Origin of the sequence: Agrobacterium vacciniicorymbosi (assembly GCF_040427045.1) — a bacterium.
Taxonomy (GTDB): domain Bacteria; phylum Pseudomonadota; class Alphaproteobacteria; order Rhizobiales; family Rhizobiaceae; genus Agrobacterium.
The window spans coordinates 97258-117329 of sequence record NZ_JBETMF010000003.1; the positions used below are offsets into that span (position 1 = coordinate 97258).

22 protein-coding genes, 1 pseudogene and 1 riboswitch are annotated in these 20072 nt (G+C 56.2%); of the genes and pseudogenes, 12 read left to right on the forward strand and 11 right to left on the reverse strand.

The features are described 5' to 3' along the window. Positions 1-47: 47 nt before the first annotated feature. Positions 48-728 carry a helix-turn-helix transcriptional regulator gene (locus ABUK73_RS06375; protein ID WP_353576541.1) on the reverse strand — a complete coding sequence of 227 codons (681 nt, stop codon included), beginning with the start codon at positions 726-728 and terminating at the stop codon, positions 48-50. Positions 729-971: 243 nt separating this feature from the next. Between ABUK73_RS06375 and ABUK73_RS06380 the strand changes: the two genes are divergently transcribed. The 3 genes from ABUK73_RS06380 (at position 972) to ABUK73_RS06390 (ending at position 3094) form a co-directional block, all read left to right on the forward strand. Beyond that, on the forward strand, positions 972-1457 hold the full coding sequence (locus ABUK73_RS06380) for a hypothetical protein (RefSeq protein WP_353576542.1): 486 nt from the start codon (positions 972-974) through the stop codon (positions 1455-1457). 27 nt (positions 1458-1484) lie between these two features. Beyond that, positions 1485-2228, forward strand: coding sequence for a hypothetical protein (locus ABUK73_RS06385; RefSeq protein WP_353576543.1), 744 nt, complete (start codon positions 1485-1487; stop codon positions 2226-2228). A gap of 83 nt (positions 2229-2311) precedes the next feature. Continuing rightward, the gene (locus ABUK73_RS06390) at positions 2312-3094 is read left to right on the forward strand and encodes a hypothetical protein (RefSeq protein ID WP_353576544.1); all 783 of its coding nucleotides are present in this window, start codon (positions 2312-2314) and stop codon (positions 3092-3094) included. Positions 3095-3168: 74 nt separating this feature from the next. Here the strand turns inward: ABUK73_RS06390 and ABUK73_RS06395 are convergent, their stop codons facing one another. From ABUK73_RS06395 to ABUK73_RS06405, 3 genes are read right to left on the reverse strand one after another with little or no spacing between them, the layout of a single operon-like run. Then, complete coding sequence (locus tag ABUK73_RS06395) at positions 3169-3465, reverse strand: hypothetical protein (protein WP_353576545.1); 297 nt, start codon at positions 3463-3465, stop codon at positions 3169-3171. Further along, positions 3465-3653 carry a hypothetical protein gene (locus tag ABUK73_RS06400; protein WP_353576546.1) on the reverse strand — a complete coding sequence of 63 codons (189 nt, stop codon included), beginning with the start codon at positions 3651-3653 and terminating at the stop codon, positions 3465-3467. Before ABUK73_RS06400 ends, ABUK73_RS06395 begins: the two co-directional genes overlap by 1 nt. Positions 3654-3705: 52 nt before the next feature. Further along, positions 3706-4308, reverse strand: coding sequence for a helix-turn-helix transcriptional regulator (locus ABUK73_RS06405; protein ID WP_353576547.1), 603 nt, complete (start codon positions 4306-4308; stop codon positions 3706-3708). 231 nt (positions 4309-4539) lie between these two features. Between ABUK73_RS06405 and ABUK73_RS06410 the strand changes: the two genes are divergently transcribed. Further along, positions 4540-5097 carry a recombinase family protein gene (locus ABUK73_RS06410; RefSeq protein WP_353576749.1) on the forward strand — a complete coding sequence of 186 codons (558 nt, stop codon included), beginning with the start codon at positions 4540-4542 and terminating at the stop codon, positions 5095-5097. A 77-nt stretch (positions 5098-5174) separates the two neighbouring features. Here the strand turns inward: ABUK73_RS06410 and ABUK73_RS06415 are convergent, their stop codons facing one another. Genes ABUK73_RS06415 through ABUK73_RS06425 form a run of 3 tightly spaced genes read right to left on the reverse strand, consistent with a single transcriptional unit; the run spans position 5175 to position 7733 of the window. After that, positions 5175-5675: a flavin reductase gene (locus ABUK73_RS06415; protein WP_353576548.1), complete on the reverse strand. Its 501-nt coding sequence runs from the start codon at positions 5673-5675 to the stop codon at positions 5175-5177. A 26-nt stretch (positions 5676-5701) separates the two neighbouring features. Then, entirely contained in the window at positions 5702-6730 is a 1029-nt protein-coding gene (locus ABUK73_RS06420; RefSeq protein WP_353576549.1) for a methionine synthase, read from the reverse strand. Between the two features lie 25 nt (positions 6731-6755). After that, a complete protein-coding gene (locus tag ABUK73_RS06425; protein WP_353576550.1) occupies positions 6756-7733 on the reverse strand; it encodes a DUF1852 domain-containing protein in 978 nt (325 codons plus the stop codon). 103 nt (positions 7734-7836) lie between these two features. Further along, positions 7837-8049: riboswitch (cobalamin riboswitch) on the reverse strand. Between the two features lie 292 nt (positions 8050-8341). On the opposite strand from ABUK73_RS06425, the gene ABUK73_RS06430 reads away from it, so the two are divergent. Then, complete coding sequence (locus tag ABUK73_RS06430) at positions 8342-8962, forward strand: tyrosine-type recombinase/integrase (protein ID WP_353576551.1); 621 nt, start codon at positions 8342-8344, stop codon at positions 8960-8962. A 118-nt stretch (positions 8963-9080) separates the two neighbouring features. On the opposite strand, the gene ABUK73_RS06435 is transcribed toward ABUK73_RS06430, so the two are convergent. Together ABUK73_RS06435 and ABUK73_RS06440 are read right to left on the reverse strand one after the other, a co-directional pair. Further along, the gene (locus tag ABUK73_RS06435; RefSeq protein ID WP_353576552.1) at positions 9081-9974 is read right to left on the reverse strand and encodes a LysR family transcriptional regulator; all 894 of its coding nucleotides are present in this window, start codon (positions 9972-9974) and stop codon (positions 9081-9083) included. Positions 9975-10089: 115 nt separating this feature from the next. After that, positions 10090-11190, reverse strand: a complete 1101-nt coding sequence (locus ABUK73_RS06440) for an alpha/beta hydrolase (protein WP_353576553.1) — start codon at positions 11188-11190, stop codon at positions 10090-10092. A 297-nt stretch (positions 11191-11487) separates the two neighbouring features. On the opposite strand from ABUK73_RS06440, the gene ABUK73_RS06445 reads away from it, so the two are divergent. The 4 genes from ABUK73_RS06445 to ABUK73_RS06460 are packed head-to-tail and all read left to right on the forward strand — an operon-like array spanning position 11488 to position 14438. Beyond that, positions 11488-11991 carry a cytochrome P460 family protein gene (locus ABUK73_RS06445; protein WP_353576554.1) on the forward strand — a complete coding sequence of 168 codons (504 nt, stop codon included), beginning with the start codon at positions 11488-11490 and terminating at the stop codon, positions 11989-11991. A gap of 32 nt (positions 11992-12023) precedes the next feature. Further along, complete coding sequence (locus ABUK73_RS06450; RefSeq protein ID WP_353576555.1) at positions 12024-12737, forward strand: DUF4405 domain-containing protein; 714 nt, start codon at positions 12024-12026, stop codon at positions 12735-12737. 38 nt (positions 12738-12775) lie between these two features. Continuing rightward, positions 12776-13963: an MFS transporter gene (locus ABUK73_RS06455; RefSeq protein ID WP_353576556.1), complete on the forward strand. Its 1188-nt coding sequence runs from the start codon at positions 12776-12778 to the stop codon at positions 13961-13963. Between the two features lie 31 nt (positions 13964-13994). Further along, complete coding sequence (locus ABUK73_RS06460) at positions 13995-14438, forward strand: cyclophilin-like fold protein (RefSeq protein ID WP_454892330.1); 444 nt, start codon at positions 13995-13997, stop codon at positions 14436-14438. Between the two features lie 283 nt (positions 14439-14721). Here ABUK73_RS06460 and ABUK73_RS06465 read toward each other — a convergent pair whose 3' ends face one another. Then, entirely contained in the window at positions 14722-14970 is a 249-nt protein-coding gene (locus tag ABUK73_RS06465) for a hypothetical protein (protein WP_353576558.1), read from the reverse strand. Positions 14971-14984: 14 nt separating this feature from the next. Here ABUK73_RS06465 and ABUK73_RS06470 point away from each other — a divergent pair. Both ABUK73_RS06470 and ABUK73_RS06475 read left to right on the forward strand, forming a co-directional pair. Next, positions 14985-15254, forward strand: a pseudogene (locus ABUK73_RS06470) (SDR family oxidoreductase); the annotation flags it as partial. A gap of 236 nt (positions 15255-15490) precedes the next feature. Next, positions 15491-16594 carry a flagellin N-terminal helical domain-containing protein gene (locus ABUK73_RS06475; protein ID WP_353576559.1) on the forward strand — a complete coding sequence of 368 codons (1104 nt, stop codon included), beginning with the start codon at positions 15491-15493 and terminating at the stop codon, positions 16592-16594. Between the two features lie 78 nt (positions 16595-16672). On the opposite strand, the gene ABUK73_RS06480 is transcribed toward ABUK73_RS06475, so the two are convergent. Further along, complete coding sequence (locus ABUK73_RS06480; protein WP_353576560.1) at positions 16673-17593, reverse strand: hypothetical protein; 921 nt, start codon at positions 17591-17593, stop codon at positions 16673-16675. Positions 17594-17803: 210 nt separating this feature from the next. Here ABUK73_RS06480 and tssI point away from each other — a divergent pair, with 210 nt between their 5' ends. After that, complete coding sequence (gene tssI / locus ABUK73_RS06485; protein ID WP_353576561.1) at positions 17804-20068, forward strand: type VI secretion system tip protein TssI/VgrG; 2265 nt, start codon at positions 17804-17806, stop codon at positions 20066-20068. Positions 20069-20072: the final 4 nt, after the last annotated feature.

Genomic DNA, 20072 nt, shown 5'->3' on the forward strand with positions numbered 1-20072 from the left:
TACGACGCACGGGTTCCAAAAGGCAAGCGGCGTGAAGTATGCCGATTTCACTCCGCCATCTTCTCCGCATGCGATGTCACAAGCATCGCAACCAGGTGCACAGTGTTTCGTGCTCCGTACTTAACCTTCAAGCGCTCGATTCGATGTTCTACCGTCCTCGGGGATACAACGAGTGTCTCGGCGATTTCCTTGGCTGTCGCGCCCTCTATCAGCAACTGTACGATGGCTTCGTCGGCGACATCGAGCCTTTCATGCCGCTGCGGCGGGCTCAGCAGGAATTGTGCATATGAAGACGAGATGACCCACTCCGGTCTACCCGAGTTCTTCTGCGGAATAAGGATACGGTCGTAACCGAGGTTCACGCCGAACAACCGTGTTTTCACCAGTTCCATGGACGGCTGCTGCGATTCCATGACATGCCGGAGCCTCGGAATAACCGCGTCCTCCATGTATTTCTGGTCTTTGAAATCCTCCACGCAACAGTCGGCGAAAATCTTGTTGATGTTCAGAATACGAGAAGTGAATCCGGAGTGCCTGATGGCTTTCATATGCCATTTCTTGGGGTTGTCGCTCGTGACCGTGAACAACGTCAGGCGCATCTTGATCGACAGATGGCTGAGGATGTCGTTGTAAACCACCTCCGGTTTGGCGGCATCTGTGGCGCTGGTCTGGACCCAGTTGTCTATCATAGTGCGCGTAACCGCGCTGAAGGGTGTATCTTTTGCCATTGTCGAGAACTTCAAATCCAAAAACCGATATCCGCCAGTAATCGGATTCCCTGATGCAGCACAGGGTATTTTTACCTTGTGTGGTCAGCATGGTGTTGACGATAGACTGAGAAACGAAGTCTCCAAATCGCAAGCCAGGGTATATTCCCCCTCGGAAATTTCCTCATAGGTAAGACGCCGGCCCGATTGTCCACCCCAGGGCAACTTCTGCCCTATCGCTATTTAGCTAAACAGGGGCTGGCCTTGACACACACAAATGAACATTCGCTTCCGTCCGCGCACGGAAAAGAGCTCGTAATACCGGCGCTGCTTGCCGCACTTTCCGTGGCGGCGATTTCGCTTCCAATCGTCACCATGAAAACCATGGGGTTCAGCGGCGGTATCGCTCTCCCATCACCGCATCTCCTGGGCGGTACGGCATACCTTCTGCCGCTTGCATTCCTGATTTCCATCGGAAGTCGATTTGCGCCACAGGCACGCCCGTATCGGCGGATGATCGAAATCGTGGCTTTCGCCGTCGCCGCCGTTACTACACTTTACGTCGTCGTCACGCTCCTGAACGGCCTGAGCGAAATGAACGCCGCGAACAGACAGATGTCGCAGATGCTCGGGTCAGCCGCCACACGTCAGTTTTCGTTGTCGAGTGCCGTGTCGCTGGGAACCGGCAGCATCGCTCTCGGGCTACTGGTACTTGGCAGCCTCTGGCAAGTCCGTCCCGGTCGCCGATAACCCGTCATTTGATTTCCGGAGCTTCAATTGAAAAACATCATTCTCTCGATCGTGCTTTCATGCACGGCGTCTGCGGCATCACACGCCGCGGAATTCGATATCAACGGGATGGCGCTGGGCATGAATGCCGAACAGGTCATTGCGCGGTATGATGAACTACGTCCCGATGGACAAACCAGATTCTCGCAATGGAAACTCACTGAGGGTTCGGAATGGGTCGCCAACGGTCGAACGCTCTACAACGACCTAAGCCGTCCAGACGACATGGAACACGAGCGTATGCAATTCGCGTTCACGGGGCTTGGGAGCGGTAACAAGCTCTTCGCCGTACGCCGCGAGTTGAGGTTTCGACCTTCTGAGCGACCCTCGACGGAATCGGTCTATGCGGCCGCGGTGCAGAAATACGGCGAACCGTCCTATCTCCACAAAAGCGAGACAAGCATCTCGGCGGCATGGAAATTCAAAGCGGCGGAAGCACGGGCTGAGAAGCTGGAATCACCGCTCGGCTGCGTCGGAACATCGGATTTTCCTGTCGCTCTGGATGAACACACAGCAGGGAAAGGCAAAGAGAGCGCGGCGTTCTGTGGGCTGTATATCGAGTTCACTGTCCGCGGCAACCAAACCGGTCTCGCGAGCGAACTCGATATGGGCATGATGAACCATCTCGATCTCGTGAGTGATTTCGACACCGACAACCAGGATGCACGAAAGAGAATTGACGCCGCGCGCGCTAAGACCCTCAGTAGCGCCGCACCTGCCCCAAAGCTCTGAACAGTGCATTACCGAAGCCTCGCGACCGAGGAATACGCAATGCCGAAATCGAGGACGCCAGAGGCGGCGTCCTCGATTCCAGAATGATCGAGATTCCAGACATGAAACTCACTGCCGCCTTTTCCATCCCCATGCTGCTTCTTGGCATAACGACAGGCTTCGCAGAGACAGTCGCTGGCAACAGCAACTTCTTGGGACGCTGGTCACGCGACTGCGACCAGGGCCGCACCTGCTATATCGAAATCAGTGACACAAAATCGAAGCGAGCAGTGGAAATCACCTTTTCGGTCGAAGGGAATGGTCCCAGCTGCAAATGGTCGGTGAATGCGGTTTACGACCGCGGCTTCGGCGGTGCCGTCGCGCGCGATCCGCACGGCAACTATTATTTTTATCTTACCCGGCAGCAGGACGGACGCCTCTACTCATCCGGCACGATGCTGCCAGATTGCGGTCCCCAACCGACTGATCAATACTTTACCTCGGACGACGAGGTCCAGGCTCTCGTCGATAACCGCCAGGTCTTCGACCACAACGGATCGGCCATGATCGTATCTCCAAGTCAGGGAACCATCGTCTATCGCGATCCCAAGAAATCAATCGGCGACACCGTGAAGCACGGTGCGTTACTATTCAAAGCCAGCGCACCTTGGGACCCATACGACGATGCCGCCTCAATCCGGGGGACAGCATATTTTTTCAAGCGTGGCTGTGAACCCGCACCATATGAGGTCTCAGGACGCCAGCACGGTTGGCATACGCTGATATTGAAGGGTGCTGCGCCGGTCCGCGCTAAGACTGGCTGCGAAGTTGTCAGCTACAAGATGAACGGCAACTCCACCCTGAAGTTCGTCAGCTGGGGGGACTAGGAGAAAACTGAATCACTATAATAACTTGAAGAACGAAAACACGACGTCTTACGCGGGGGGAAGCTAATGCTACTTCACGCGTCGCTAAAGGTCTCGTAACGATCTAGGATCAGGTTCTGCCAATCCTCCTTTGCATGATAGATGGCATAGATGATGTTGCACGCACCAACATTTCCGTAAAAAAAACGGTAACCGTTCTGCACTCGTTTAAAAATTAAACCTTTATGAGTTGCAGTCGGCAATGAGTCGCAATTTCCAACATCAGCATAAATCTGGTCTTCGATTTCCTCCGCCTTTTCATCGCCGCTGTACTCTTCGTGATGATTGTAAATTCGGTGGAAGTCGTGCTTGGTAGAAGGATCAAGTTCCATCAAAAATCCACCGTTAAAGCCAGGCCGGATTCTTTTCGCTGCGCACGCTCTCTCCGAACGATCTCGCGATGTTCGGCAACGGTCAAGGATGTTTCTAGGGATATTTGCCGCGATCTACGCAAGAGGTCTTGGTAAACCTGTTCCGGCATTCCGGAAAATTCCTCGGCTTCTCCATATTCTCGTTCCATGGCGTTCTCCTTTCGCAGTCACCATCACAATAACAACTCCACAAGCAACGCACTAGAGCCAACCTGTCAATAGAGGCAATATCGTGTTAACGCCAGCACGTGCCTTCATCTTCTCTATTCTGTGTTCGACCGTCCTGGGAGAAAGCTCGAGCAAGCTACCGATCTCTCGCGCAGACATTCCCTCTCGTAGCAATTGGAGGATCGACACGTCGACGTCGTCGAAGCGTGTGTCACGGGGAACGACCGTGATGGAGTGGACCTCTCCGAGAATGACGCACCACGCTTTCTCTCTTGTAGGGTCCGGCAAGATGATGCCACTCGCCGCCAGCCTCGCATTACCAATCGTTTGATCGATTTTGCCGGTTATGGGACGTCCGCTGGTCATCACCTTTTGGCAAACCTCGACGAGGTCCGACTTACACAGGCCTATATCGAAAAAATTTCCGAGAAGACCGGATTTTTGAAGACGATCCGAATTGATCAATCCTGTAGGAATCCCGTATTTTCTGACGAACTCCACCCGCCAATTCGACGGCGTCGCGATCGTTTTTATCGACATCAGCACCATGTTGATTTTCAGGAGGTCTTCCACCGACCGACAGATTTCGGTTGGAGATTCCGGATGTCTCGACGAAGCCAGCCATGCATCGGTCATTCGTCGTGCGAGGTCTGTGAATGAGACGTTCGGTCTCAAGCGGTGGGTGTCCTGGAAGACGGATACCAACGTATTTGTCACGACGGACCGGAGGTTGTTGTTCTACGCGTAAGTACCTCTGATCGTTGAACTCGAGACCTGATTGGGAAGTCTAATGCCGCCTCGGCGAATGTGTTGATTTCTGTCAAGTCATGACTTGGTACGTTTTGGATGGAAGGCTTCAGTGGCGACATGGCAAGGATCGGATACGCTAGGGTTTCGACTGTCGACCAACACCTCGACTTGCAGAAGAATGCTCTGCATCAGGCTGGCTGTCATCGTATATTCGAAGACCACGGCGTATCGGGAAGTATTGAACATCGTTGTGGATTGTCGTCGATGCTGAAAGCCCTCCGGCGCGGAGATGTATTGATAGTGTGGCGGCTCGATCGCCTAGGCCGGTCAATTGCACATCTGATCTCGATGGTCGAAACATTGAAGCGACGCGGAATTGGCCTCATCTCGCTCACCGAAAGCATCGATACTTCATCGCCAGGTGGCCAATTGATATTCCACATTCTCGCGGCTCTCGCCGAGTTCGAGAAATCGCTGATACGAGAAAGAACTATCGCGGGCATCGCGGCAGCCAAGGAACGTGGAAGTATTTTTGGACGACGTCCCACGCTGACAGAGATACAATGCAAGGAAATCCGTCTTGCGCTGAATTCTGGTACGTCGATGAGCGACGTGGCCCGCAATTACCATGTCCATCCCCGAACGGTTCGACGAGGGCTAGACAGGCTGAACTGATAGCCAAACAAAAACGCCGCAAGCGACTTTGTCTCGTATGCGCCACTAGCGGTCATTCCCGAGATTCGATCGTGGAGCTAGCCGCTGAGATAGCGACGCATGCAATAGAGCAGTGTTGCCCGTTCTTCGTTCTCACGAATACCGATTACGCGCCCGAAGAGGATGCGGTGGGTTGCCTCGTCCACGGCATTGGTAAATTCACACTCAAAGCTGACCGAAGCGTCGGCCAGCACGGGGACACCAGTTAGGCCTTCCCTCCAATCGCCTAGAGCAAATCGATCGTCCGCCCGGGTCTTTCCTCCAAAGAGGTTCGAAATATCCTCTTGGCCCGGCATAAGCGTATTGACGCAGAAGCGGCTCGCATTTTCAAAAGCATGAAAACACGAGCTCGCGCGATTGATGCAGACGAGAAGCGTTGCTGGCGTATCGCTGACGCTGCAGACCGCCGAGGCTGTGAAGCCGTAACGCTTCCCGTCGTGTCTGGTGGTAACGACGTTCACAGCCGAGCCGAGGCGCGACATGCCACTGCGAAACGTGGCTTTGTCCACATCGTCGAAGCCGTGACTCACCATGTTCATGTCGGCCTCCTGCCGCTCAGACGGCACTACGCCGAGAGCTCTCTCCTGACGATCTCGGCTCCTGCACTCAAGGCATTCAGCTTGCCTCTTGCCACACGGCGAGACAGGGGGGCCATGCCGCAATTGGTGCAGGGGCAAAGGTTGTCTGCGTCGACGAACTTGAGCGCCCTGCGCAGCGTTGCTGCGACGTCCTCCGGAGTTTCGATTGCGTCGCTTGCCACATCGATGGCTCCGACCATCACTTTTTTCCCTCGAACAAGCTCCAGAAGGTCCATGGGAACATGTGAGTTGTGGCATTCGAGGGAAATCATGCCGATGCTGGATTTCTGCAGTTTGGGGAGAGTTTCTTCATACTGACGCCACTCTGAACCGAGGGTCTTTTTCCAATCAGTATTGGCCTTTATGCCGTAACCGTAGCAGATATGGACGGCGGTTTCGCACTTCAGCCCTTCAATTGCCCTTTCCAAGGTGGCAACACCCCAGTCATTCACCTCGTCAAAGAAGACGTTGAAGGCAGGCTCGTCGAACTGGATGATATCGACACCGGCAGCCTCCAGCTCCCTTGCTTCCTCGTTCAGTATCCCGGCAAATTCCCAGGCGAGCTTTTCACGGCTCTTATAATGGTCGTCAAAGAGGGTATCGATCATCGTCATTGGACCCGGCAACGCCCATTTGATGGGCCGTTTGGTCTGCTGACGCAGGAATTTGGCGTCCTCGACGAAAACGGGCTTCTGGCGAGACACGGTGCCGACGACTGTCGGAACGCTAGCATCGTAGCGATCGCGAATTCTGACGGTTTCGCGTTTTGCAAAATCAACACCGTCGAGGTGCTCGATGAACGTCGTAACGAAATGCTGGCGTGTTTGCTCGCCATCGCTGACGATATCGATTCCGGCCTGTTGCTGATCGTCCAGTGAAAGGCGCAGGGCGTCTCTCTTGCCCTCCAGCAATTCCTCATCCTCCAGTTTCCAGGGCGACCACAGTTTTTCAGGCTGCGCAAGCCAGGAGGGTTTCGGCAGACTACCGGCGGTCGATGTGGGGAGAAGCTTCTTCATGATGATGACCTGTTTTCGGTGTTGATCAGGCGGCGCAGTGAGCCAGAAATTGCTCAAGGGCGGCGCGGTATGGCTTGATGAAATGTTCTTCGGTGAACTTGCCCTGATCCACCGCCAGGCGACTGCGTTCGTCGCGGTCGTAGACGATCCGGGTCAGCGAGTAGTCCTGATGCTTCAGATTGGGCTGGTAAAATGTCCCGGCCGCTGCGTTCGCATTGTAGATTTCAGGGCGATAAATCCTCTGAAATGTTTCCATCGTGCTGATGATGCCGATCAGTTCGATATTGGAATAATCGGCCAGCAAATCGCCGACGAAATAGAAGGCCAGCGGCGCAACGCTACCCGCAGGCATGAAGTAACGAACCTGCAATCCCATTTTCCCGAAATACTCATCGGTGGGGGAGAACTCATGTTGCCGGTACTCGACGCCCATAATGGGATGATGATTTTCGGTCCGGGAATAGGTCTTGCTGGTGGAGGCGCTGATGCAAATGACCGGCTGTTTGCGAAACTGCGACCGGTAGGCATCCGACCGCAGAAAGGATTTGAACAGGTTCCCATGCAGGTCGCCGAAGTCGGCCGGAACACTGAAAGCAGGCAGGCTCTTGTTATACTCCGGCAGCACGACACTGAAGTCGTAGTCGCGCACATAGGAGGATAAGTTATTCCCCACAATGCCGTCGATACGTTCACCGGTTTTGTGATCGATGATCGTCGTTTTCAGTATCTCGATCAGAGGAAATGTCTCGCTATCAACATTCAGGCTCATTTCGACCGAAATGATCTCCAGCTCGACCGAATATCGGTCCGCTTTGGGATTGTCCCAATGCGCGAGGGCGTTGAAGCGGCTATCTATCATCGCCAAGACATTGCGCAGGTTTTCCTGCCGCTTTTCGCCCCTGGCCAGATTGGCGAAATTGGTGGTGAGGCGCGTATGTTCCGAAGGATGATAGTCCTCGTCGAGGGGTACGCTTGTGATTGTGAAATTGCAGGTCTGAGACATGTTTTGCCCCTATGGAGTTGGGGGCATGGGTCTGCGGACGCATAGCAAGACAGGCCGCGACAAAGCAGCCTTTGCTACGGCACACTGGGACACCCCGCCCGTGGACGTTATTTCGCCGAAGGCAGGTCTCCTGGCTCACGGTTCATCGCTTCCGTCCGTCTTCCCGGATTAAACCAGTGACATAGTGGACTTCAGCTCGCCGCTTACAGTTGCGGGGGCAGCGTCGGCATTTCCGAATGACACGGAGCACCGACTTCCCTCTTAGCCCCGGCGCGTTGCATGCAACGACCGGAGAACCTTAGGCACGATGACCATATTGAAAGGTGATCTGTCAGTCAATATCATATAATGATATCTTTATATCGTTAAGTCACTCTGTGCTCAGAGGTTCTGACCAATTGGATTAAATCGGGCGTTAACAGAGGATTTCAAACGCGCAGGCCTGAGCCGCGGCAAGCTAACAATCGATCGCCGCCTATAGGCGCAATTCAGGCAAGCGGATGTAACCATACGCTAACGTCCGCTTCGGGCCGAGTAGCGACGAGATGTGCTACTGTTGGTCGGCCTGATGGAGGCGACGCGGTGGGAGGAGTGGCGGAGGCCTTAGCATGGACACCGCCGTACTGCGTAATCGTTTTCCATGGAACAAGGGAATTCTGGTCGGACAGAAGCGACCGCTGCAGCCAAAGCACGTTTGGTCGATCCGCGTCAGGCTCGAAATGAGGGGGGCCATCCGAGAGCTGGCGCTGTTCAACCTCGCCATCGACAGCAAGCTCCGCGCTTGTGACCTGGTCAAGCTGAGGGTCGAGGACTTATGGTCGGGTAGTTCGATCCGGGATCGAGCCACCATCATCCAGAAGAAGACGAAGCGACCCGTGCAGTTCGAGGTGACGGAGCAGACGAAGACTGCGCTCGTGGCATGGCTTCCCTTCGTTCGAAGGAACGGCGGCAGCTATTTATTTCCAGGCCGTCGGAAGATGTCGCATCATTTGTCCACGAGGCAATACGCTCGGATTGTCCACCGTTGGGTCGCGTCTATCGGACTTGATCCTAGCGCCTACGGCACCCACTCCATGAGGCGAACCAAGGCAGCGCAGATTTACAAGAAGACAGGTAACCTCCGGGCCGTCCAGATTTTGCTCGGTCATACGAAGCTGGAAAGCACCGTTCGCTATCTCGGCGTCGAGGTGGATGACGCCCTCAGAATTGCCGAGCAGATCGAGCTATAGGTTCTCGACCATCGGCGACAGCCGGTGGTCTCTCTCGCGCCATTAAGCGGACATAGGCTGCCATTTTGTCTCAGTCCGCTCAACGAGCCGAAGAGTTCGTCGCCGATGTCACTTCTCCTCAGCTGCGATGCCGCAGGGCTTCCAGAACCTTCAGGAACGCCGGCGAAGCTTGTCGGCGGCTCGGATAATACAGGTAGTAGCCGTCCCATGGCGGCGAATATTTCTGGAGCACGCGGATGAGCCGTCCCTCTTCGACATAAGGAAGGACCATCTCCTCCGGGATGTAGGCGAGCCCGAAGCCATCCAGTGCTGCTTCAAGCGAGTTGAAGCTGTTGTTGAACGCGAGCTGGCCATCGACCTTGATCTTGATCTCTCGCCCCTTGTCTTCGAATTCCCAGACATAGAGACCGCCGGCACTGGGGAGTCGGAAGTTGATGCAGGTGTGATTGACGAGGTCCTTGGGATGCTTCGGGTGCGGTCTATCCTTGAAATAGTCAGGTGATCCTACCACGGCGAGGCAAAAGTCCGGGCCGATGCGTGCAGAGATCATATCCTTCGCGAGATGTTCGCCCATGCGCACGCCGGCATCGAAGCGCTCGGTCACGATGTCCGTCAGCCCATTGTCGAGAATCAATTCGACCTTGATATCCGGGTAATCAGGTAGAAGCTTTTTCAGCTTGGGCCAAAGGACATGCTTGATCGCGTATTCGGCGGCCACGATCCGGATCGTTCCTGCCGGTCTTTCCCTCAGATCGTTTAGGGCGTCGACATGCGCTTCGATATCGTCGAAATGCGGGCCGATACCATTCAGAAGGCGCTCGCCAGCCTCCGTAGGCGAGACCGCACGCGTGGTTCTCGTGAGAAGGCGCACACCGAGCCGGGCTTCGAGTTGCCGAAGCGTATGGCTGAGCGCCGATTGCGATACACCAAGCTTTGCGGCGGCGCGGGTAAAGCTCTGCTCTCGGGCAACCGCGATGAACGCGACCAGATCATTGACAGTATCCCGCGCCATTCATGAGCCTCCTTCATTTCGGGGCTTTCATTATGGCATATGGATCATGCGCATGAATCGAAAAATGAGCCCACATCAAGTAGGCTCACCAACTTTCGCGTGAAGGTCCCGTTGCTTAGACGGACAGATGCTGCTCGAAGAAGCTGGTCAGCTTGTCGAAGGGAATGATGTCGACCTTGTCGTAGAGATCGGTGTGGCTCGCGCCCGGGATCACCATCAATTCTTTCGGTTCGGCCGCCGCGGCATGTGCCGTCTGTGCGAAGTAAAGGGAATGTGCCTTTTCGCCGTGGATGAACAGGACCGGCCGCGGCGAGATTTCCGCGATGTAGGTCAGGATCGGCATATTCATGAACGATAGCGGTGTTGTTTGCGTCCAGGCGTTCCCGGAGTTGACCGCCCGCTTGTGATATCCACGCGGCGTCCCGTAATAGTCATGGTAATCGACCATGAACTGCGGCGCGTCAGGCCCGACTTCCGCGTTATACGCCGCCTGATATGCCGGGGTTCCCTTTTCCGCGTCGGCCCAGCGCTGGCGGCTCATCTGTTCAAGAGCCTGGGAGCGCTGCTCCAGCGTAACAGCGTCGTTGTAACCCTTCGACATGACGCGGGTCATGTCATACATCGTGCTGGCGACTACTGCCTTTACCCGCTTGTCCGAGGCGACGGCGTTGAGCGCCATGCCGCCCCAACCGCAAATGCCGATGACGCCGATGCGCTCGCGATCGACTTCCTGGCGAAGCCCGATGTAGTCCACCGCTGCGCTGAAGTCCTCCGTGTTGATGTCCGGCGATGCCACGTTGCGCGGCTCGCCACCGCTTTCGCCCGTATAGGACGGGTCGAAGGCGAGCGTGATGAATCCGCGTTCAGCCATCTGCTGTGCGTAGAGGCCGGAAGACTGTTCCTTGATCGCTCCGAACGGGCCGCTGACGACGATTGCCGGGTTTCCGCCACTGGCGCGCATCTTCGGCATATAAAGATCGGCCGCCAGCGTGATGCCGTAGCGGTTCGAGAACGTCACCTTCTGATGGTCGACGTTTTCGCTCTTCGGGAATGTCTTGTCCCAATCCTGCGTCATGTTCAAAGTCTGCGCCTGTGCGTGTGATGCTGTCATGATGGACGCTGCGCCAACTGCAGCAGCACCGATGGTGGTCAGCTTGAGAAGGCCACGGCGGCCCATGTCCGGGCCCGCACCTGCAGTTTCGTTTCGGTCGCTCATTTCATTCTCCTTGAGAGGTTGCCGCGATGTGCGGTCGGCTGGCTGTCACATGGAGAATAGGGCTAGTCCGTGGGCAGGATTAGCCAGCTCGCGAGGGATGTCGTCATGAGCGATACTCATAAATGAAGCTGACCTATGACGCGAACGCAAATGATGAGTGATCGATAGTTCCGCCGTGACGGGCTCGATTCTCATGAGCACCATTCATAAAGACATCCCGTTTCAGCAGGCTAATTTACCAGTTGGCTATCCTCTATCTTTGGTCCTGCTCATCCCCGCGCTGGGGGACTTCGATTGATGAACAAAGAAAGGTTGCGGTCAGGAATGGCACAGAATGTCGCTCGATACGGTCTGCTCGGCTTCGTGGCTCTTGCAACGGTCATTGGCGGATATCTGCTGTTACCCGAAGGCTCCGGGCCGACGGCCGCCCTCGCGCAAGTCGGCTCCGTGACGTTCCCCGATCTGGATAAGCTCGTCCACTACACCACAGTGCGGCGCGGCGTTACACGCGAGCACATGCTGATCAACCAGACGGCTCTCGATGCCATCCAAGCCGGACAACCCGTTCCGACAGGGACGAACGTGGTTCTCGTCGATCACCAGAGCGATGTCCTCGCGCGCTACCTGATCGCCCAGAAGAACGGCGACGGCCCCGATGACTGGGCGTATCAGGCCTTCAACACGGATCGCTCGATCAAGACGGACGATGAAAGTCCCGCCCGATGTTTCTCCTGTCACCAGACCCGGCAGGATCGCCAGTTCATGTTCACCTTCAACGATGCGCGAAGCTTCAAGCCTTGATTGCGATCCGCAACGGAACCGGAGCGCGAGACATGACATCGCCTTTTCTCAATCGCCTTTTTCTCCCGGCTATAATGATGGCGCTGCTCGTGCTGTCGTTGGCATACTGGTGGCTGGAAAACCTCCCGCACGAAATATTCGGCACGGTCATGTTCGTGGCGCTCGGATGGCATCTCGCCGTCAATCGGCACTGGTTCGGCAATCTCAAGCGCGGGCGCTATGACGCGAGACGCGTTGTGATCGTAGCGCTTCATGCCGCGCTCGTCCTGAACATGCTCGTCCTGCTGGTGACCAGTTTCACAATCTCGAAATCGCTGTTCGCCGCGCTGCCGATCCCCGACAGCATTTATCTGCGCGAGGTCCACTGGTTCTCAGCCTATTGGGCCATGATGATCGTCGGTATCCATCTCGACCTGCACTGGGTGCGCGTGATGGCTATCTGTCGGTCAGCATTCTTCCGGTCGGCGACCAGCATGGCGAGGACGATCGTGCTTCGCCTCGTGACCCTGATGCTTGCAGGCTATGCGCTGTGGAGCTTCTCGGTCCTCGATGTCTGGGGCAAACTCACTTTCACCTACAGCATCGACGTCTGGAATTTCAGGCAGTCCGTGACGCCATTCTTCGGCCACTGGCTCGGCGTCGTGGCGATTCCCGCAATCGCAACCCACTACGTGATGACCATCTGGCGCAGCCGTTCCGGCACGCGTCGCCGATCCTCGAATGCACAACGCGCCGGCGCGCACTGAGCGCCGCAGGTGCAAAACTCAAGAAGTTCACAAATAACATGTCCATACAGATCACAGCTCCCGCAGATGAAGCGACAATCCAACCAGCCAACTGGGGTGGGGTTCTGTCGATGACGCTCTGCGTCTTCGCTCTCATCGCCTCCGAGTTCATGCCGGTCAGCTTGCTGACGCCGATTGCAGGCGAACTTGGCGTCTCCGAAGGAACGGCAGGTCAGGCCATCGCCATCTCCGGGGCGTTCGCCGTTCTCACCAGCCTGTTCATTTCCTATCTGGCAGGAAACTGGGATCGCAAGGTCCTGCTGCTGCTCCTGACCGCGTTGATGATCGTCTCCGGGACCATCGTGGCGATTGCGCCGAACTACGAGATTTTCATGATCGGGCGCGCGCTGATCGGCGTCGTCATCGGCGGGTTCTGGTCGATGTCCGCGGCGATCGCCATGCGCCTCGTGCCGGAACATCTGGTGCCGCGCGCACTCGCCATCTTCAATAGCGGCAACGCTTTGGCAACCGTCGTCGCCCCGCCGCTCGGAGCATTCCTGGGTTCGATCATCGGGTGGCGTGGCGCGTTCTTCACCGTCGTTCCCGTGGCGGTCGTTGCTTTTCTCTGGCAGTCGATCAGCCTGCCGCCCATGAAACCGGTGGCATCCAAGACATCCAAGAACGCGTTCAGGCTGTTGAAGCGTCCCTTGGTTGCGATAGGGATGATATCGGTTTCCGTCTTCTTTATGGGTCAGTTCTCGCTGTTCACCTATGTCCGTCCATTTCTTGAGAGCGTGACAAAGGCAGATGTCACGACGCTCACCTTCATCCTTTTGGGCATAGGCCTAGCGGGTGTCGCCGGCACCAGCCTTATCGGCTATTTCCTTGGAAATAACCTGTATCGGGTTCTCATCGTCATACCGGCACTCATGGCAATCGTGGCCGCGACACTCATCGCCTTCGGAAGCAATATGCCGATCACCGCGCTGGCGCTCTTCATCTGGGGTATGATCGCGACGGCGGCTCCCGTCGGCTGGTGGACTTGGCTGGCACGTTCGTTGCCGCAGGATGCCGAGGCCGGAGGCGGCCTGATGGTCGCCGTCGTCCAGCTCGCCATCACGTTGGGTGCGGTGATCGGTGGACTGCTCTACGATACGGCGGGATATCGCACGACGTTCATAGCCAGCGCGGCGCTACTGGTTCTGGCATCGGCGCTCGCGTTCCGAACATCGAAAGCGCTCTCTTAATGCAAGACATTCGACGATGGAGGATCGGCCTATGATCAGACGACGTTCATTTCTCGGTGCGGCCATTGCCGCCATATCATTCCCGACCCTGGCGCTCGGGCAGGAGACTAATAAGGAAAAGCGAGCTATGAAATTCAGGATGTCGTTCAACGAACAGACCATGACGGCGACCCTATTGGACAATCCGTCAGCGCGGGAGCTTGTCTCCATATTGCCGCTCCAGCTCACGATAGAGGACTACTCGACCAACGAGAAAATCGCCTATCTGCCGCGGAAACTCACCCAGGTCGTCGATCAACCGTTCGACAACGAGCGTCCCGGCGACGTCGCCTATTATGCGCCATGGGGCAACCTCGTATTTTTCTACGACAGCTACCGATATTCCAAAGGCCTCATCCGCCTCGGACGCTTCGACGATGGTTTTGTGCCTCTGCTGACCCGTGGCGAATTCCCACTTCAGGTCGAACCAGCCTGATGTCGTGTCGCGATGATGTTCCGGTGATGTCCGCTTCGGGACGATTGCGGTCTTCCGCTTTGCGCCAATTGCGGACGTAGTAGAAACGGACGGCCAAAAATATCCGGCGACTCGATGCCTTGAGGGTCGAGGTGCAAATGTGTATCGGAGTGCGACATCAGACAGCCACAATGAGTGAGAGAAAATGCTCCGTTTTTCAATGCTAATAGCTGTTTGCTTGAGTATCAGCGGATGTGGACTAACGAAGGTGCCTGATATTATTCATGAGCGCGACGTGAATAGGTTAGATGCTGTAGGCGTCAGCCTGGAAAGCGCCAGAGCTATGGCGACGCGAAATGGCTTCAAATGCAACCAAAGCCTTGATCGAAACCGCACTGTGGTGTCCCAAGACAACGTCCAACGAAAAACTGATATCCTTGAGTGCCACAAAACATCCCTTGATTTGGTTTGCCCGCAGCGCAGATACGTGGTTTTCAACGCCGATCCGCAAAGCGGCAGAGTTTATAGCGTGGGCAGGCGTGTGACCCAACATTTCTGTTTCTAAAGACGATATCTACGGTATCGCCCGGAACGATCCATAGCGATAAGTTGGACGAAGGCTTCCGCAAGGTCGTTGCCGGGCAAGGCCTTGCTTCGGACGCTTCATGGAACGAGATCGAGAAAGCCGTGCTGCCGATGTTTGCCCAAGTTCCGATGGGAAGGGTAGGAACACTTGAGGAAATCGCTGATGCCATCGCTTTCCTCGTAAGTCCGCGAGCCAGCTACATTACAGGAGCAAGCTTACGGCTAGACGGCGGCATGCCGCCTGAACTTTGATCTTTCGTCAAATACGCTTTGGGCCATATTGCTGACGTCGGCTCAGCGCCAAAACTGACACAAGCTGCGAGATCATAGGTCGCCGCAGTAGCTCGGGACAAAAACAAGTTTCGAATTGAATACACAGGGTATTTCTACCCTGTCATTTTGCTCGGCTTGTTAACGCGAATATCCGAAATCTTTTGTTGAAGCGAACTTATGTACTCGCGCGAACCGATCGTAGGCCCGGATATTAGATGACCAGCTTTTTAACCAACGTTTCGGCGATGGCGGCGTTAACAACGCTGCGCTCGATCGGCGCGCAATTGGGAACCACATCCGAGAATATGTCGTCTGGCCTGCGGGTCGCAAAGGCCTCGGACGACGTGGCCTATTGGTCGATCTCCACGAAGATGCGCTCGGACACGAAGGCGATGAATGCCGCCACCGAAAGCGTCGGACTTGCAAAGGGTGTCGTGGACGCAGCTTATGCGGGGATGCAAAACGTCAGGGACGCATTCGTGGAAATTCGGAATATCGCAATCACCGCAAGCAGTATGCAGCCCGCGCCCACCTCGACAGCAGTTATACCGACCTTCTACCCGGACCCTGAATTCGTCAAGTCGGACGTTCACGAGATGGAGTTGCGGGTGCAGGAGTTGCTCGACCAGGCAAGAGCTTCGATCCTGGCTTCATCGTTCGCTGGCGTCAACCTGCTCTACCATCCCAAGAACGCGGCGGTGAAAGCCAGTCAGCAGCAGTTCTCCTTCGTTACCGGGTTCGTTGACGGAAAGGTCCAGACACTGGACGTGAAGGCCATGGATACGCTTGTTCTCAACGACGACTTCGGTAGCTACCCGACGACGTACCCCGAGCAGTACAATCCGGAAGAGACTTTGTTCGATGGTAGTGAATTGATCCGCGTGGACAGCAGCTTCACCCCGTCGTCCGTCTACTGGTTCAACGTGGGCGGGTTGACCAACCCGGCGACAGGCGACCCCGAGGCAGTCACACTCGATAACGTATACATGTTCCAGCGCATCGAAAACCATGTGGTGAGGCACGGCTCCGACCGCAAAGAGCTTTATGACGGACTCGTCAACGAGATCGACGAGAAGCTGAACGGCCTCACCTCCAGAATGGCCACTCTGGGATCGTTGCAGCAATCGCTCGATCTTCACGAGGAAAACGGGCGAAAGCGCATCGACGCGGCCAACAAGGGTGTCAGCCGTTTGGTCGATGCCGACATGGAGGAGACGTCGGCGCGGCTCAAGGCTTTGGAGGTGCAGCAGCAACTGGCGACCAATTCGTTGCAGATTGCCAATACCGCGCCATCCACAATCCTCCAGCTTTTCCAATAGCGGGAACAACCATCCGGTTTTTTCTGGCCAGCATTGCCAAGAGCGTGATCGGACGAACCGAAATGTGACGTTGATCGATTACGGAACGAACAAAAGGATATTAAATCCTTCCCTGACATCAAACCGAGTTTCATCCAGCAGCACATCTCCATGTTTGGACATAAACCATTCCGCCACGTCGGCGTCGTAGAATTCGATAATCGTTGCCTCGACCGCTGATTTTGCCGCATCCAGTGTTTCGGCTTTGCCCATCTTTCTCATGTTTATTTGCACCAACCTTCGCTTGGCCGGGGTGCCTGCATCAGAAACGGCAACCGATAGCTCGCAACCGTTATAGCTTTTGACCCTGACCCGCAGCCGCTTTGGTCGGAGTTGGTTGAAGGTGTCATTGACCGCTTTGATCCGTGCCTCAATCTCCGCGGCATCGATGTGAGTTTCGGGCATGACATCGGCCGCAGGTACAAGGTCGGCGGCAAACTCCTGCCTCGCAACCTCTGCAGCGTGATGCGCATAGGCCAGATGGGTAACAGGCAGGTCTTTCAGCCAGTTCCGCCGCTGTGCGATGGCCATCGACTTCGCCGCCTGTTCGCCAAACTTGGAGACCGAGAAGTTTTCCCTCTTCTGGCCTTCATTGGTCATCAGGGTTGCCTGCCAAAGATCGCCGTCACGCGTATCGATCCGTCGCACACCAGATATGCCGCTCTGATTGTTCTTTCGAAGGAGAACGGCCTGCTCATGATTGGTGACGGGTGGGATGGCGGCGATCACGGCGTCGCGGAAGGCCCGCGCCTGGGCATAGGCCGCAGCATCCGAACCATAGATGCTGTCCTTGAACAGCCGAACAATCTTGTGGCCGCGTCGTCTCAGACTGACCCACCATCCCGCACCACGACGCTCATTGGCTTCCTCGCGCTTGAGACCATATTTGCCGGCGTCATGCTTCGTCAGCGGGCTGTGAGCTTTGCGGCCCGTCTTTTGCTCCACCTTGTCGATATTCATTTGCGCCATGGGTCCTGCCTCGTCGCATCTGTCTGCGGTCAAACTAGCCGTAAGATTGCGGCGAGTTTTGGGATGCGATGATGGTTTGCGATTGTGAAGCTTATACGAACTTGCCTCAATTCCATGCTTTTGCCACAATGATTGATTGCATTCTGTTCAGTTCTTGACAGCTGATTGATATTTTATCTTATCCGATCACCGGGGTTCCCCATGACCGACCAGCCATCGTCCGCCGATTTCATCCAGGCCAGCCGTGTTTTAAAGGTCAAGTCGCCGCTCGGCGAGGACCAACTGCTGCCCGAACGCATGGTCATCAACGAAGGCGTGTCGCAGCTCTTCGAAATCCAGCTGAATGTCCGCGCCAAGAAGGAAGCGGTCAAGCCCGAGGAACTGATCGGCAGGCTGGTCGATGTCTCGATTGAAGTAAGCCAGGGCGAAGGCGAAGATGGCGGTGTCCGCCGTCCCTTCAATGGCTTGGTGACGGAACTGCATGAAGGCCCACCCATCACCCGTGGCCTGCGCTCATACTCGATGACCATCCGTCCGCAAATGTGGCTGCTATCGCGCCGCTCGGATTGCCGCATCTGGATGGACAAGACGAGCGTTGAGATTGCGGAAACACTGTTTTCCGAACACGGCATTCCAGCCCCGGATACATCGGGCATCATTTCTCCGCCACCACCGCAGCACTACAGCGTTCAGTTCAACGAACGGGACCTCGACTATCTCTTGCGCCGTTTCGAGGAAGACGGTCTTTTCTACTGGTTTAGCCACGAGGATGGTTCTCACAAGCTGCATGTAGCCGATAGCGCCAATGGCTGGCTCGGACCATCACCGTCTGCACAGGGCGAAGGCAAGGTGCGGCTGGCGCAGGGCTCATCGGACCGCAACCACATCAACGACTGGGCCCGCCGCTTTTCCTATGTGCCGGGCCAGCGCGCCGGTGCTGACTGGAATTTCGAGACACCGGGCATGGTACCGGGCACGATGACGCCATCACTGGTGCAGATGCCCGATGCAACCAAGCGCGAGCTTTACGAATACCCCGCCCGCATCAAGACGGTGGCCGAAGCAGAACGTGCGCAGAAACTCAGAACCCAGTCAACCGAAGCCGATCACGACCGTGTCTTCGGTGCCTCCACCTCCCGCATTCTCGAAGCTGGCCGCCGCTTTACCCCTTACGAGGTCGCGCATCCCGAACACGAATATGAAGAGCATGTGATCATAAGGGCCAGCCACACCATCGTGGACCGGTCATACGAAACCAACAGCAACGAACCAGAATACCGCAACGCCTTCGAGGCCATCCCCGCGCGTGTTCCGCTAACCCCACACCGCTCGACGAAGCGCCCTAAGATCGAAGGCACACAGGTCGCCATTGTTGCGGGCCCCGAGGGAGAGGAAATCCACCCGGATCAATATGGCCGCATCAAGCTGTGGTTCCCGTGGGACCGTAAGGCGAAGAAGGATGGGACGGACACGTGCTGGGTGCGAGTCAGTCAGGCATGGGGTGGAGGAACATGGGGTGCACAGGTCATTCCCCGTATCGGCATGGAGGTGATGGTGGCGTTTGTGGATGGTGATCCCGACAGGCCGCTGGTGACGGGTGTCGTCAACAATCCAGCCAATTCGGTCCCTTATGATCTCCCCGCCAATAAGACCCGCATGGTCCTGCGCTCCAATACCCACAAGGGCGATGGTTTCAACGAAATCACATTTGAGGATGAAGCAGGCAAGGAGAACCAGTTCTTCCATGCGCAGAAGGATCAGACGACACGTGTTCTAAACGACCGCACCAAGCGCATCGACCGCCACGAGGTGGCCTCGGTTGGCGGCAACCGTGCGGTGGAAGTCTCGGGCAATCAGAAGCATGAAATCGGCGGATCGGTGAATACGGTCGTAGGCGGCACAGGGCCGATGGCGATGATGGCGATGGCGGGCGTGCAGGCGCTATCGGGGCATACTGCAGGACTGTTATCTCAAGCCGCCCAAATCGCGGGCGGCGGTGGTCCCGGTGTAGCCTCTTTTGCGACAACTATCGCCTCGTCCGCACTCGGCTTTCTCGGTTCTGGCGGTCTATCCTCACGCGAAGGCGTTGTCGCTGGTTCCAGTCCCCGAGCGGACGCAGGTACGGCGCTTGCTGGTTCGGGCACAGGCATCGGCAACGATGCCTCCGGTCTATTCCCTCTCCCCGGCATTATGAACACGATCGTCAGCACGTTCAAATCGGACAGCGTCGGTGTCGCCCGCGCCGAACAAATCGGCGTCAGCAAGGTGACCAATGTAGGACAGACGTCTCTGGAGAGCGTCGGCAAGTTCAAAAAGATCGCCGTCGGAGAAGAGTTCGTCATTGAGTGCGGCGATTCCAAGTTCATCATGAAGTCGAATGGCGAGGTGATCATTCTTGGAAAGACGTTCAACTTCGTCGCCACGGACCATTTCCAGCTTCGCGGCAAGCCGATCGATCTGAACTAGGGGA